Below are 13,747 nucleotides of genomic sequence, written 5' to 3' on the forward strand. Positions count from 1 at the left end.
CCCGCTGCAACAACCTTCTTGCGTTCCCCGCCGAACCTGGGTAACCTGTGCAATGTCACACACTACGTGCGGCCCAAGAACTCCCCACACCCACCTCCGAAAGGAACATCTCAATGGCTGAGAAGAAGCCCTGGCACGGCGTCATCGTCGCGTCCGCACTCCCGTTCAAGGAAGACCTCTCCGTCGACTACGACAAGTTCGCAGCGCACGTCCAGTTCCTCGCCGATAACGGCTGCGACGGCATCGCGCCCAATGGCTCGCTTGGCGAGTACCAGAACCTCACCCCGGAAGAGCGCGGGAAGGTCATCGAGGTCGCCGTTGACGCTGCGCCCGAGGGCTTCTCGGTGATGGCCGGCGTCGGCGCGTACGGCGCGATGGAATCACTCCGCTGGGCAGAGCAGGCTGCAAACGTTGGCGCCGACTGCGTCATGCTGCTCCCCCCGAACACGTACCGCGCGAACCGCGAGCAGGTCAAGCACCACTACGCGACAGTCGCGCAGGCTGGCCTCCCGATCGTCGGCTACAACAACCCGATCGACACGAAAGTCGACCTCGTGCCCGACCTCATCGCCGAGATCCACGAGGCTGGCCACATGGTGGGCGTCAAGGAGTTCACCGGTGACCCCCGCCGCATCTACGAGATCCAGGAACTCGCTCCAAACATCGACATCCTCATCGGCACCGACGACTCGGTTCTCGAGGTCGGCATTGCCGGCGCCGTCGGATGGGTTGCCGGATACCCGAATGCCATCCCGCAGGCGACGGTCGAGCTCTTCAAGCTCTCGACGTCGGGCAACGTCGCCGACCTCGAGCGTGCAAAGGTGATCTACCGCGATCTCCACTCGCTGCTCCGTTGGGATACCAAGACCGAGTTCGTCGAGTCGATCAAGCTGTCCATGGACGAGCTTGGCCTGTACGGTGGCCCGTGCCGCCCGCCGCGCCTGCCGCTCGCCAAGGAGGTCGCCGACAAGATCATCGCCGACACCCGCGCAGCTGCAGACAAGGGCTACGGCAAGTAGCAAATCGAAGTACCCTCGGGATGGATCGTGCAGCGTTGGTGTGGCACGATCCATCCCGGTTTTCGGGATCCCTCCCGAACACACAGATTCAACGAAGCATCCACGCAGGCTCCTCGTAGCCGCACTCCTCAGAAAGGCCGCCGATGCGCACCTCCCGCGTTTACCACGCAGTCGATTCGCACACCGAGGGCATGCCCACTCGCGTCATCACCGGGGGCGCACCTGTCTTCCCTGGCGAGTCGATGGCAGAGCGCCGCACCTGGTTCATGGAGAACAACGACGAGCTCCGCGAACTACTCATGTTTGAGCCCCGCGGCCACGCCTCCATGAGCGGCGCAATCTTGCAGCCGCCGACACGTCCTGACTGCGACTGGGGCGTGCTCTACATTGAGGTTTCGGGCTGCCTCCCGATGTGCGGCCACGGCACGATTGGCGTTGCGACGGTGCTCGTCGAGACAGGCATGGTCGAGGTCACGGAGCCCGTCACCACGATCCGGCTCGACACCCCTGCGGGGCTCGTCATCGCCGAGGTTGCAGTGACCGATGGTCACGCTGACAGCGTCACGATCACGAATGTCCCATCGTACTCCGAGCGCCTCGACGCGACGGTTGAGGTTCCGGGTCTCGGTACCGTGACCTACGACCTCGCGTTCGGCGGCAACTTCTACGCGATCGTCGAGCTGGAGAAGCTGGGCATCGAATTCCGTGAGGATCGGTCGAACAAGGACGAGCTCTTGAAGGCCGGCCTCGCGATCATGGACGCGATCAACGAGGCAGATGCGCCCGTGCATCCAGAGCGCCCAGATATCCGCGACTGCCACCACGTGTACCTCCAGGCCCCGGGTTCGACCGCTGAGCGCTCGCGCCACGCGATGGCAATTTACCCGGGCTGGTTTGACCGTTCGCCATGCGGCACCGGCACCAGCGCGCGCATGGCCCAGCTCCACGCCCGAGGCGAGCTTGCTCTCGACACCGACTTTCTCAACGAGTCATACATTGGTTCGCGTTTCGTCGGCCGCCTCATCGAAGAGACGACTGTCGCCGGCCGCCCCGCTGTCGTCCCAAAGATCACCGGCCGTGCCTGGGTAACTGGCACGGCGCAATACATGCTTGACCCGTCCGACCCATTCCAGAAGGGATTCCTGCTGTGACAGCAATGCCGAGTATCGATTTCTTCTCAGCCGACGAGGTGCGAGAGCTCCTCACGTTCGAGACCGCGATCGGCGCGCTCGAGTCAGCGCTAGCGACGGGGCTCAGTCCCGAGGACGATGGGCCGCGCCTCTTCGCCGACGCCCCAGATGGCGAGTTCTTGCTGATGCCTGCGCAGAGCGCGACGTTCAGCGGCGTCAAGGCGCTCACCATCGCTCCCTCGAATCCGGATCGCGGGCTCGAGAAAATCCAGGGACTGTACCTGCTGTACTCGTCTGACACGCTCGCTCCCATCGCTGTCATGGAGGGGTCTTGCCTCACGGCGATCCGCACCCCCTCGGTCACGCTCACCGCAATCCGCCACCTCGCCAGGCTCGCCCCGGAGGGGGCCAGGCTCGGCACCGACCCACGGATTCTCCTGTTCGGCGCGGGAACCCAGGCAATCGAGCACATCCGCGCCGCGCTCGTCGACTTCCCAGACGCAACCTTTGAGGTCGTCGGCAGACGGCCCGAGCGCATCGCAGCGATGATCGACGAACTCGCCGTGGATCCGGCGACCACGCAAGTCCGGGTCACCGCCGCAGACGACACCGACGCGGCGGTAGCCGCCGCCGATATCATCATCCTCACAACGACCGCGACCACCCCCGTCTTTGACGGTAGCCTCGTCAGCGACAACGCGATCGTGGCCGCGACTGGCACGCACGGCCTCGACGCCCGCGAGGTAGACGATGCACTCGTCTCGCGAGCGGATGTTGCAGTCGAGGGGCGCGGGTCTGCGAGGCGCGAGAACGGCAACCTCGCGACCGCGTTCGATGAGGCCCGCTGGACGTCAGCCCCACCCGCGAACCTCCAGGATCTCGTGCTCGGCAACTTCACACGCACACCTGGCCGCCCCGCGTTCTATACCGGCGTTGGGATGTCGTGGGAGGATCTTGTGTGCGCGAGCGCTGTTTACACAGCGCGCCAGCGCCCCTAGCCACCACAGGAGCCCTCTATGTCGACACAGCCTTCGCCCTCACGCCGCCTCACCCCGCTGAAGCGGCCACTCAACCTGCGCGAGACAGTACTCGAGCAGCTGCGAACCGCCATCATTACCGGCGAGATCGCAGAGGGCTCGCTCGTCTCTGCGCCAACCCTCGGGCAGGCGCTCGGAGTCTCGGCGACCCCGGTTCGCGAGGCCATGATGGACCTCGCGCGCGAGGGCCTTGTTGAGACGATTAAGAACAAGGGTTTCAGGATCACCGCGATGACTGACAAGGAACTCGATGACCTGGCGGCGATCCGTCTGCTCCTCGAGCCCCCGTCGATGCCTGCCGCAATCGGAAGGCTCTCGGATGAGGACTTCGAGGAGCTCGAACGACTCGCTGATGCCTGCCTCACCGCCGCCGAGACCGAAGACCTGCAGGGGTATCTCGGCTTCGACCGCGAGTTTCACCACTTCATCCTCAGCCACATTGACAACCCACAGCTCACCGAGCTCGCCACTTCGCTGCGTACGCGCACCCGCCTCTACGGGCTCAAAGAACTCGCAAGCAAGGGTCGCCTCGGCGACAGCGCCCGCGAGCACCACACGCTCATCGAGCTCTTGCGGGCCGGAGACGGCGCCGGCGCCGAACAACTCATGCGAGACCACATCGGTCACGCGCGACGCGTCTGGGCGACTGGATCGGAGGAGCATGACACCCAGGACGGAGTTGGTTCGTGAGCGAACGCGCTGACGTACTCATTATCGGTGCCGGCATTATCGGCGCCGCGACCGCATACTTTGCGACGCTGCAGGGTCTGTCGGTCACGGTTGTCGAGCGGGGCCTCCCCGCGAGTGGCACTACGTCTCGCTGCGAGGGCAACATTCTCGTCTCAGACAAGGAGCTTGGCCCCGAACTCGAGCTCATGCAGTACTCCCTCCATGTCTGGAAGGGCGAGCTTTCGGAGTTCGGCCACCTCTGGGAGTTCGAGGCCAAGGGCGGCATCATCGTTGCTTCACGTGAAACAAGTCTCGCCTCACTCGATCGAGTCACCACGTCACAGCGGTCGCACGGCATCGTCGCCGAGCCCCTCGACATTCCGGCGCTTCGCGCGCTCGAGCCGCACGTCACGGATCGCGCCCTCGGCGCTGCGTTCTATCCTGAGGACAGCCAGGTCCAACCCATTCTCGCCGCCTCCCACTTGCTGCGCCTCGCACGGGAGCGTGGCGCGCACCTCGTCGTAAACGCACCAGTCACCGACCTCCTTCGTGACGGGGACCGTGTGACGGGCGTGCGCACACCCAAGGGTGAATTCTCTGCGGCGCATATAGTCAACGCTGCTGGCACATGGGCGCCAGAGGTCGCGGCTCTCGCCGGCGTAAATGTCCCGGTGAATCCCAGGCGTGGCTTTGTTCTCGTGACCGAGCCGCTCCCTCCGATGGTGCACCACAAGGTCTATGCCGCAGAGTACATAGACAATGTCGGCAGCGGCGACGCATCGCTGCAGTCGTCGCCAGTCGTAGAGGGTACTCCAGCCGGAACGATTCTCATCGGATCGAGCCGCGAGCGCATCGGCTTCGACAGCACTGTCAGCCCCGACGCGCTGCGCCAGATCGCGGCAAACGCAATCGAACTCTTCCCGTTCCTCGAACGCACGCGGATCCTCCGCCACTACCACGGCTTCCGTCCCTTCTGCCCCGACCACCTCCCGGTGATCGGCCACGACCCGCGAGCGCCTGGGCTGTGGCACGCAGCCGGCCACGAGGGCGCAGGCATCGGTCTCTCGGTCGGCACAGGCAAGCTCCTTGGCCAAGCACTCGCCGGGATCACTCCAGATATGCCCCTAACGGAATTTCGACCCGAACGCTTCGATGAGCCAGGGTTCGCGAACCACGACGCAACGGAGGCGCACGCATGAGCTCGCAGCCCAGAGACCCAGCGCAGAGCGAGATTCACGCGACCTTCGAAGGCGATCCAATACGTTGCGCTCCCGGAGCGAGCGTCGCCGCCGCACTCATCGCGACAGGCAAGCGTGGCTGGCGCGAAACCCGAAGCGGCGCCTCCCGCGGCCTCTTCTGCGGCATCGGCGTCTGCTTTGACTGCCTCGTCGAGATCGACGGGGAATCGGGGCAGCGCTCGTGCATGGTCCCACTCAAGGAGGGAATGGACGTGAGAGGGGCGACGGGCCCCGGCGGCGACGCTGAGGCCACTGGATCAGCGACTGAGCTCGACGCGGAGGGCGGAGCATGAGCACACAGGCCCCCACCAATGCACACGTGTCGCGCCCGACAGGGCGGGCCCCCAAGTTCGACGTCGCAGTCGTCGGCGCTGGGCCAGCCGGTCTCGCGGCCGCCGCGGCCGCCGCAGACAACGGCGCACGCGTTGCCGTCATCGACTCCGCAGAGCAGCCCGGCGGGCAGTACTGGCGTCACCGCTCCGAGGCTGCAGGCGCGCCCGAAGCAGGCGAGTTCCACCACGGGTGGAAGCAGTACCTCGGGCTGCGCGCCAGATTCGATGCGGGCCTAGCTGACGGCAGGATCACCTTCTTTCCATCAACAAGCGTGTGGATGGCGCGGGCGCTCTCCCACAGCGATGTGTTCGCCCTCGAACTCGCACCGGCTCACGGCGGCGGGCAGAGCAGGGTTCCCTCGATTCGTGCGGCGTCGCTCGTGCTCGCGACAGGAGGCTACGACAGGCAGCTCCCAGTTCCCGGCTGGCAACTTCCTGGCGTCATGGCGGCAGGCGGAATCCAGGCTTTTGTGAAGCAGAACGGGATGCTCCCCGGCTCTCGTTTCGTCATCGCGGGCACTGGCCCCTTCCTCCTTCCAGTCGCCGCCAACATCACCCAGGCCGGCGGTGCTGTCGCGGCGGTACTCGAATCGGCCTCGCTCGCGGGCTGGCTTCCCCGTGCCCACCGCGCAGCGGGAGTCCCTGCGAAAGCAATCGAGGGCGCCGGGTACGTGGCTACGTTCCTCAAACACCAGATCCCGTACCGGGTTCGCACGGTGATCACCGAGATCCTCGGCACCGACTGCGTCACCGGTGTGCGCACCGCTCGGGTCCGTTCCACCGGCGAGGCGATTCCTGGCAGCGAGCGCGAGCTCACAGGCATTGACGGCGTCGGGCTTGGCTGGGGCTTCACCCCGCAGCTTGAACTGCCGATACAGCTCGGGGTCGAGACGCGCGTCGACGTCGACGGATCGCTCGTGGGAATCGTTGACGAGACCGGACTCTCGTCGGTACCAGGTCTCTACCTCGCTGGCGAGATCACCGGCGTCGGAGGCGCCCCGTTGTCGGTGCTCGAGGGCGAGATTGCAGGACGTTCAGCAGCTGTCGAGACGCTCGGAACACGCCGGGCCAAAGCTGCCGGCCACACGGCGACGCCTGGGCACGGATCATCGACTGCCCTCGACGCGGTGACGGGCGCCGAACGGCGGGCACTCGCTCGACACCGCGGTTTCGCCGAAGCGATGCACCTCGCGCACCCAGTGCCAGCTGGCTGGGCAGACAGGCTCACCCCAGAGACAACTGTCTGCCGCTGCGAAGAAGTCTCCTACGGCGAACTCGACCACGCACACGGCGAACTTGCGGCGGAGGATCTGAGAACCGAGAAGGGTCTCACTCGCGCGGGAATGGGATGGTGCCAGGGCAGGGTCTGCGGCTTCGCCGTATCGTGCCTCTCGGCAGGCGCGGGCCGCGTCGGTGCCGACGCCGTGCCCGTTCCGGCCGCGGCGGCGCAGTCGCTCGCGCAGTCGGCGAAGCGTCCGGTAGCGCAGCCGCTCCCGCTCAGCGCGCTGCGGGACTTGGAGGACTAACCCGCGGTCCGCGCGCCGCGCCGCGCCGCTCGCAGTTTCTTCACCGCCCAGTCGTAGTGACTTGACGTCGCCGATACGCAATACGATCCAAGCGACGTCGTCCCGGTCCAGGGATAGAACTTCTTCACGAAGAGTTCGTCGTTGGTATGCCCGTCGATGAGGGCCATCACGGCCGCATGGCTGTCTCCGAACTCTCGGAGGGCGTCGGCGAGGCTCGTCGACTCGTGCGCATCACGGAATTCGACATTCATGCCTGCGTAGTCCCGCCAGGTGTATGGCGAGGGCAGAAACGTCGACGGCTTCCCGCCCTCATTCGCCGCGACCCAGTCTCGCAGCAACCCGTGCCACGCAGTGAGGTGCACGATAACATCGCGCACGCAACGGTCGCGCGCCCAGTGAGCCTCCGACTTCGCAAAACCTGGGCCGTAATTGAGGGGGCCCTCCCGCTCGGCGTCGCTCATCTCCGCGATCAGCGCCACGAGCGTGTCGTACCCTGCCTCTGCAGCCTGCAGAAGCTCTGCACGGGTGGTGGGTCTCGCCATCGCTGGCCTCCGCTCGATCGCGCCGGGCCCAACGATTCAGAGGCCCGGTTCTGCCCCCAGGGTAACGCGAGCGGGTCTCCTTCGCGACCGCCCGTCGTTGTCAGACAATCGGTGTCAGGCCTCCGCACGGGTCCTCGTATTTGGCTCAGCCCTTCACACCGCTACTCGCGATGCCCTGCACGAAGACCCGCTGCGCGATGAGGAACACGATGAGCGTCGGGAGTGACGCGATGAGGGCCCCAGCGACCACTACGTTCTGATACTCAAAGCTCATCGTGTACGACATCAGGCGGTTGATCGTGAGCACAACAGGATATAGCGCCTCAGATTTCAGGATGGACAGCGGCCAGATGAAGTTGTTCCAGGCGTAGACGAACATGAAGACGCCGAGCGTGACAACGGCAGGCTTGAGCATCGGCAGCACAAACTGCCACACGATCCTCAGCTCGCCTGCGCCGTCCATACGGGCAGCCTCGATGATCTCGTCGGGAAGGTCGGCGATGAACTGCCGCATGAGGAAGATGCCGAACGGATTCGCGAGCCACGGCAGCATCACCCCGAGATAGCTATCATCGAGGCCCATGCTGCTCACCAAGTAGTAGAGCGGCACGAGCGTGACCACGGGCGGCAGGAACATCGTCGCGACAACGGCCCAGAACAGCGTGTCACGGCCGCGGAACTGGTGCTTGGCGAAGACGTAGCCCGCAAGCACGCTGGTAACGAGCACCGAGAGCGTCGTGCCGCCCGCGATGAGCAGGCTGTTGAGCATGGATTGCAGGAAAGGCACCTCTGTAAGCGCGGTGACGACCGGGTCGAGTGTGGGCTGCGCGGGGAACCATGTGGGTGGCACACTCGAGAACTCACCGGGCGTCTTGAACGCCGAGATGACCAACCAGTAGAGCGGGAACAGTGGGACCACGGCGACAAGCACGAGCGCCGCGTAGAGGAACGCTGTCTGCCACCGCTTTGGTGAACTCCGCCGAGGATGTGGCACAGCAGGCGCTCTGCCCGTCGACTCGCGCAGCAAGATCGCGTGGGTGGTATCTGCTGCGGCGCCTGGCACTGTCGCGTTCATTTCTTCCTCCCACGGAGTGCGACTCCAAGCAGGGCGCCGATCACCAGAATTGTCATGAACAGCGTCACCGCGAGTGCACTCGATTCGCCGGCGAGGCCATAAGAGAATGCAGATCGCTGAATCTCGTATGAAATCGTGTTGGTTGACCCGGCAGGGCCGCCCTGGGTAAGTAGATAGATCGGGTCGAATACCTGGATTGAGTTGATGAAGGTCATGAGGATCACGAAGAACAGCGTCTTGCTGAGCATCGGGATAGTGATTGACCAGGTCTGCCGAATAATTCCAGCTCCGTCGATGCGGGCTGCCTCGTAGAGGTCGCCTGGGATCTGTGTGAGCCCCGCAACGAGCAGGATCACGTAGTAGCCGAGCATCTGCCAGACATTGAAGATGACGAGTGAGATGAGTGCCCACGACGGGTCACTCAACCATCCAGGTGGGGTGATGCCAATGCTCTGAAGCATCGTCGAGAGCGGGCCGTAGCCAGGTGCATAAATGTTGCTCCAGATGATCACAATTGCGATTGTCGGGATCACGTAGGTCGAGAACAGGATTACCCGAATAAGGTTCTGCCCGCGCAGCTTCGGAAAGTACAGCAGCATCGCGATGAGTAGACCAAGCGGGACCGTGATGACGATGCTCAGCACGACATAGACGCCCGTGTTGAGCATCGCCTGCGTCCGGTTCGAATCGGCGAACAGTGTCGCGTAGTTGTCGAGGCCGACCCAGGTCATTTCCGTGATCGGGGTGAACATCGACCACTCGTGCAGGCTGATGACCACCGTCATGACGATTGGCACCACCGTGAAGATGGTAATGATGATGAGCGCGGGGCTGAGGAACAGGGCAGACCAGCGGCCCTGGCCTTGCCCGCTGCGGCGTTTGGGGTGCTGCACCGGCGAGGAGAGCGTCCCCGCCGGTGCAGCGTGTGTGGTCGTCACGACAGTAAAGTGCCTTCTTCTCGTAGGTGTCGCTTGCAGCTCGCGGCTACTTCTGGGCTTTCTCGAGAGCAGCGTCAACGTCGGCTGCAGCCTTGGTCATCGCTTCTTCGCCCGTGACCTGGCCGTTGAGCAGCGCCTCGATTTGCTTTTGGAGAGCATCGGCAGCGGCCTGCCCGCCGATGACGGTCGGAAACGGCGTTGCGTCTTCGAGCGCCCCGACGTAGGAGGAGAGGAAGGGAGTGTCGAGCTTTGCGGCGTTTGCCTCAAGGTCAGATGCTCGGCTGGGGAGGATGCCCATTGAGAGCAGGATGTCGGCCATCGCCGACGAGCCAGCCTCGCCCGAGTCTGCGCCGTTGAGCCAGGTGAGGAACTCCCAGGCGGCAGCGCGCTTCTCGTCTGATGCCTTTGCGTTGACGGTCGTCATCCACGAGTATGAGATTGAAGACGATTTGGTGCCACTGGGGCCGACCGGAATCGGCGATGTCGCGACGTTTGCAAATTTTTCGCCCATGCTGTCCTTCAGCGCCGACTCCCACCAGTTCGCCATGATGATCATGCCGGTCTTGCCGTTCGTGAAGTTGTCGAGGTATGGGCCGGTCGTGTTTGCGTTCGCAGTCGACTTTGCCGGGTCGGTGAGCTTGTCCTTCACCAACTGCTCGTAGAGCTCAGCGGTCTCGATCGCTGCCGGCTCGGTGAGCGCCGATGCGGTGCCGTCCTCGTTGAGGAAGGTGCCGCCGTTGGATGCAAGCAACGACAGGAACGGGTGGATCGCGCCCGATCCCCACCCTGTAATGAAGCCGATGCCCTGCTGGTCGTCGGTCGTGAGCTTCTTGGCATCCGCGACAAGGTCGTCCCATGTCTCCGGGGCCCCGTCGACGCCGGCGGCATCGAACAGCGCCGTGTTGCGGTTCAGTTGGTAGAGGTCGACCTCGTTGGGCACGCCGTAGACCTTGCCGTCTGAGCTGGCCGCGGCGATGAGGTTTTCGGGCCAGTTCGCCGTCACCTCAGCAGCCGCGGCCTCGGGTGCCGCGTCGGCGAGGCCATCGCGCACGAGCTCTGGCAGCCACAGGTCGTAGATGCCGGTAATCGTCGGGCCGTCAGCGGACGCCCCCTGGGTGCGCAGCGTCGAGAGCAGGTTGCCGAATGGGACCGCCTGAACATCGACGCTGATGCCGGGGTGGTCTGTCGCGAACTCGGCGGCAGCGTCCTTGAGCATCGTGACCTGTTCGGGGCCCCAGTGCGTAAGGAACGTGATCTTGGTGTCGCCCCCAGCGTCTCCGCCCGAGTCACCCGACGGACCCGAGCTGCACGCGGTGAACGCAAGTGCAGCTGTGATTCCAATTGCGGCTGCCTGCGCAAATTTCTTTCGTTTCACGATCGTTCCTTTCACGTTCCGCCGTCGCTGGCGAACGCTGTTGTGAGTGTGCTGGTGGTGTGAATGTTGGTGTACCTGGCTCCCTGGGGAGGATTCCGAGCGGGTATCCTGACGTGTCGCGCGTGGTTAGGGCCCCGCGAGCGTGAACTTCTCAGTTCCGGCGGATCGGAACGCGCATGCCCGCTCGTGGCCGACGAGGCAGCCTTTCACACGCATGAGCGCCTCGTAGTAGTCGATGAAGCGGAATCCGTAGGTCTCTCCCCTGGCGAAGGCGTGCTCGGAGATCCCGTCGAGCCAGCGTTGGAATGCGGGCTCAGGAATCGGCACGAAGACGTCCGCTTCGAAGCCCTCCATGTCCTCCCAGTTCTCGGCGTGAAGTATCTGCGGCACCGAGTGTCTGGGCAGCGGCTCCTCTTCGATCGGGATTGACGCGAGGAATGCCGCGCGGAGGGCCGCGGCCGCGGCGCGCTCGTGGTCACGGTGCATCGAGTGCAGCCAGTGAGTGATGAGCACGTCCGGCTTCGCCTCGCGGATCACGTGCGCGATCTGTTCTGCGACTGCCTCGTCGTCGGGCAGGAACCCGTCGCTGTAGTCGAGCACGATGAGTTCTGCACCGATAGCGTCTGCGAAGTGGCGTGCCTCGGCGAGTTTTTGTTCCCGGTAGACGGAGGGGACGAGCGTTGGGTGGCCGCGCTCTCCGTAGGTGCAGTCGATGATGATCGCGCGGGCACCTTCGAGCACCATCTTCGCGAGGGTGGGGCCGGCCGTGAGCTCCATGTCGCCGATGTGTCCGCCGACCGCGATGACTGTCTTTCCAGCGTGCTCCCCGTTCGCGTGTTCGGTCATGCTGCGCCGCCTTCCGTTGCGGTGGGTGCGCCGAGTTCGGCGCGGAGAATACTGAAGGTGCGGCTGATGCCGAATCCGGTCTTCGCGTACAGCTGCGATGCCGCGGAGCCGAAGTCTGCCCACAGGAACCAGGCGCTGTGCGCACCGAGCGCGCACATGCGCTCAAGTGTGACGTGGAGCAGCGCCTTGCCGAGCCCAGTGCCGCGGCTCTCGGGAACGACGCCGAATGGGCCGAAGCGCTCGATTACGCCCTCGTAGGTGCCGTGCATCGCCCAGCCGAGCAGGGTGCCCGCGGGATCGCGGGCGACGATGATGCGTTCGAGTGGGAGGCCCGACACCGCGCCCTCGCGGATCGCGCGCGCCCAGTCTGAATTGAAGCGCTCACCGGCCATCTGGATGAGCGGCACGAGTTCGTCGCGGGTTGGGCTCGAGAAGGTATAGCCGCGTTCGATAAGGCCGTCAACGAGCCCGCGCGCTTCGGCGGGCATCTCGTAGCCAATGAGCGAGCGGTCCATGGCGCTCGGGCGCTCGATCTCGGTGAAGCCGAGGGAGGTGAGCAGCTCGGCTGCCTCGGGGTATCGCTCGATGTCGAGCCCGGGGAGTACGTAGTTTGGCGTGTATGCGGAGAACACGACCTCTGTGCGCCCGTGACCCGCGAGCCACTCCATCGCGCGGGAAACGAGTGAGCGTCCGAGCCCGGCACCACGCGCGTTCTGGGTCACGAAGAAGAACGGGATCCACCCGCGCTCGGGCTCGAGGTCGCTGCCATCGTGTGCGATTCTGCGGCGCACCGCGTAGCTCGCCCCGACGATCTCGCCGCCCTGTTCTGCGACGAAGAGGCCTTCTGCGTCGAAGTTTCGGTCGAGCAGCACGAGCTCGCTGAACCGGTTGGCGGTCATCCCGTCTTGGGGTGCCGCGCGGGTCCAGGCTGCGGCGATGCGCGGCCCGTCACCGACCGCGAAGGTGCGGATCGCTGCGGGGAATGCTGGCTCGGACACTACTTGCCTTTCGTCGGGTGGAGGATCGCCGACGCGACCCTCCTCGGTCGTGAGCTTGAATGTACCCACCCAAAACGGGGATTGTCAAGAATTTTCAGAATCGAACTAGATTTCGGAGTTTTTTTCCGAACCGTGCATTCTGGTCGCAGCCTCGCGAGTCACCTTGAGCGCATCAACCGTCTCATCGAAGCGCCGCTGGGCAACTCCCGCGAACACGCAATCGACTACCGCGAGCTGGGCTATGCGGCTCACCATTGCTCCAGCCCGGAACGCGGTTTCGCGCACCTCGGTAAACAACGTCTCGTTCGCGACCTCATTGAGCGCCGAACCGCGAGCGCTCGTCACACCGACGGTGCTCGCGCCGGAGCGTGCGGCCTCACGCAGGAACGCAACGGTCTCCTGCGTCTCGCCGCGGTGCGAAAACCCGATTGCAACCGTCCGCGCACCGGGCAGCGCAGCGGCGGCGAGCGCCTCGTGTGGATCGCCAAGCACAAACGCGTTTCTGCCGATGCGAAACAGCTTGTGCTGCAGGTCTTCGGCGATGAAGTGGCTCGCACCGACACCGAACAGGAGCACCCGATCGGAAGCGTCAACTGCCGAGACGACGCGCTCAAGCGCGTCGTAATCGAGGCGGGCGACGGTCTCCTGGATCGCAAGAATCTCAAGCGAGGAAATCTTTGCCGCCATCTCTCGCAGCGAATCAGTGGCGGCAATGTCGGAACCGTAGTTCAGCGACGGGCCAAACTGCGCGAACTCACGCCCAAGCTCGGTCGCGAGTTCAATCTTGAGCTGCGAGTACCCACTCAGTCCGAGTGCTCGGCAGAAGCGAACCACCGACGCCTCAGACGTCTCGCAGCGCATCGCGAGATCGCTGATCGTGCTCTCAAGCACGATTGCGGGGCGCTCACGCACCACCTCCGCGATGCGACGCGTCGACGGGGGCAAGGTTTGGGCGACCGCTTCGATCGTTGACTGTATGCTCATTGCACTCCCTCGTGTATGCGGGTCGCGCGCGCGTCCCA

Annotated in this window: 14 protein-coding genes; 7 read left to right on the plus strand and 7 right to left on the minus strand. The window is 64.6% G+C overall.

Annotation, left to right across the window (positions count from 1 at the left end; genetic code table 11):
• Nucleotides 1-113: 113 nt before the first annotated feature.
• The 7 genes from KI794_RS15170 (at nt 114) to KI794_RS15200 (ending at nt 6,951) form a co-directional block, all read left to right on the plus strand.
• The gene (locus KI794_RS15170; protein WP_119282620.1) at nt 114-1,019 is read left to right on the plus strand and encodes a dihydrodipicolinate synthase family protein; all 906 of its coding nucleotides are present in this window, start codon (nt 114-116) and stop codon (nt 1,017-1,019) included.
• 143 nt (nt 1,020-1,162) lie between these two features.
• Complete coding sequence (locus KI794_RS15175; RefSeq protein WP_119282619.1) at nt 1,163-2,170, plus strand: proline racemase family protein; 1,008 nt, start codon at nt 1,163-1,165, stop codon at nt 2,168-2,170.
• A gap of 5 nt (nt 2,171-2,175) precedes the next feature.
• Nucleotides 2,176-3,147 (plus strand): ornithine cyclodeaminase family protein, encoded by a 972-nt coding sequence (locus tag KI794_RS15180; protein WP_255809783.1) that lies wholly within the window; start codon nt 2,176-2,178, stop codon nt 3,145-3,147.
• 18 nt (nt 3,148-3,165) lie between these two features.
• Nucleotides 3,166-3,876: a GntR family transcriptional regulator gene (locus KI794_RS15185; protein WP_119282617.1), complete on the plus strand. Its 711-nt coding sequence runs from the start codon at nt 3,166-3,168 to the stop codon at nt 3,874-3,876.
• Nucleotides 3,873-5,054, plus strand: coding sequence for an NAD(P)/FAD-dependent oxidoreductase (locus tag KI794_RS15190; RefSeq protein WP_255808539.1), 1,182 nt, complete (start codon nt 3,873-3,875; stop codon nt 5,052-5,054). Before KI794_RS15185 ends, KI794_RS15190 begins: the two co-directional genes overlap by 4 nt.
• Entirely contained in the window at nt 5,051-5,386 is a 336-nt protein-coding gene (locus KI794_RS15195; RefSeq protein ID WP_255808540.1) for a (2Fe-2S)-binding protein, read from the plus strand. The genes KI794_RS15190 and KI794_RS15195 overlap by 4 nt, the downstream gene beginning before the upstream one ends.
• A complete protein-coding gene (locus tag KI794_RS15200; RefSeq protein WP_255808541.1) occupies nt 5,383-6,951 on the plus strand; it encodes an FAD/NAD(P)-dependent oxidoreductase in 1,569 nt (522 codons plus the stop codon). The genes KI794_RS15195 and KI794_RS15200 overlap by 4 nt, the downstream gene beginning before the upstream one ends.
• Here the strand turns inward: KI794_RS15200 and KI794_RS15205 are convergent.
• From KI794_RS15205 to KI794_RS15235, 7 genes are all read right to left on the minus strand, one after another.
• The gene (locus tag KI794_RS15205) at nt 6,948-7,493 is read right to left on the minus strand and encodes a ClbS/DfsB family four-helix bundle protein (RefSeq protein ID WP_255808542.1); all 546 of its coding nucleotides are present in this window, start codon (nt 7,491-7,493) and stop codon (nt 6,948-6,950) included. The two genes, KI794_RS15200 and KI794_RS15205, sit on opposite strands and share 4 nt — an antisense overlap.
• A 145-nt stretch (nt 7,494-7,638) precedes the next feature.
• Entirely contained in the window at nt 7,639-8,568 is a 930-nt protein-coding gene (locus KI794_RS15210) for a carbohydrate ABC transporter permease (protein WP_255808543.1), read from the minus strand.
• Complete coding sequence (locus KI794_RS15215; protein ID WP_119282611.1) at nt 8,565-9,506, minus strand: carbohydrate ABC transporter permease; 942 nt, start codon at nt 9,504-9,506, stop codon at nt 8,565-8,567. The genes KI794_RS15210 and KI794_RS15215 overlap by 4 nt, the downstream gene beginning before the upstream one ends.
• Before the next feature lie 46 nt (nt 9,507-9,552).
• Complete coding sequence (locus KI794_RS15220) at nt 9,553-10,881, minus strand: extracellular solute-binding protein (RefSeq protein WP_255808544.1); 1,329 nt, start codon at nt 10,879-10,881, stop codon at nt 9,553-9,555.
• 126 nt (nt 10,882-11,007) lie between these two features.
• Nucleotides 11,008-11,727, minus strand: a complete 720-nt coding sequence (locus KI794_RS15225) for a PIG-L deacetylase family protein (protein WP_119282610.1) — start codon at nt 11,725-11,727, stop codon at nt 11,008-11,010.
• The gene (locus KI794_RS15230; RefSeq protein WP_255808545.1) at nt 11,724-12,725 is read right to left on the minus strand and encodes a GNAT family N-acetyltransferase; all 1,002 of its coding nucleotides are present in this window, start codon (nt 12,723-12,725) and stop codon (nt 11,724-11,726) included. Before KI794_RS15230 ends, KI794_RS15225 begins: the two co-directional genes overlap by 4 nt.
• A gap of 105 nt (nt 12,726-12,830) precedes the next feature.
• Entirely contained in the window at nt 12,831-13,709 is an 879-nt protein-coding gene (locus tag KI794_RS15235) for a MurR/RpiR family transcriptional regulator (protein WP_119282609.1), read from the minus strand.
• Between the last annotated feature and the right edge of the window lie 38 nt (nt 13,710-13,747).

This window comes from Leucobacter aridicollis, assembly GCF_024399335.1.
Taxonomy (GTDB): domain Bacteria; phylum Actinomycetota; class Actinomycetes; order Actinomycetales; family Microbacteriaceae; genus Leucobacter; species Leucobacter aridicollis_A.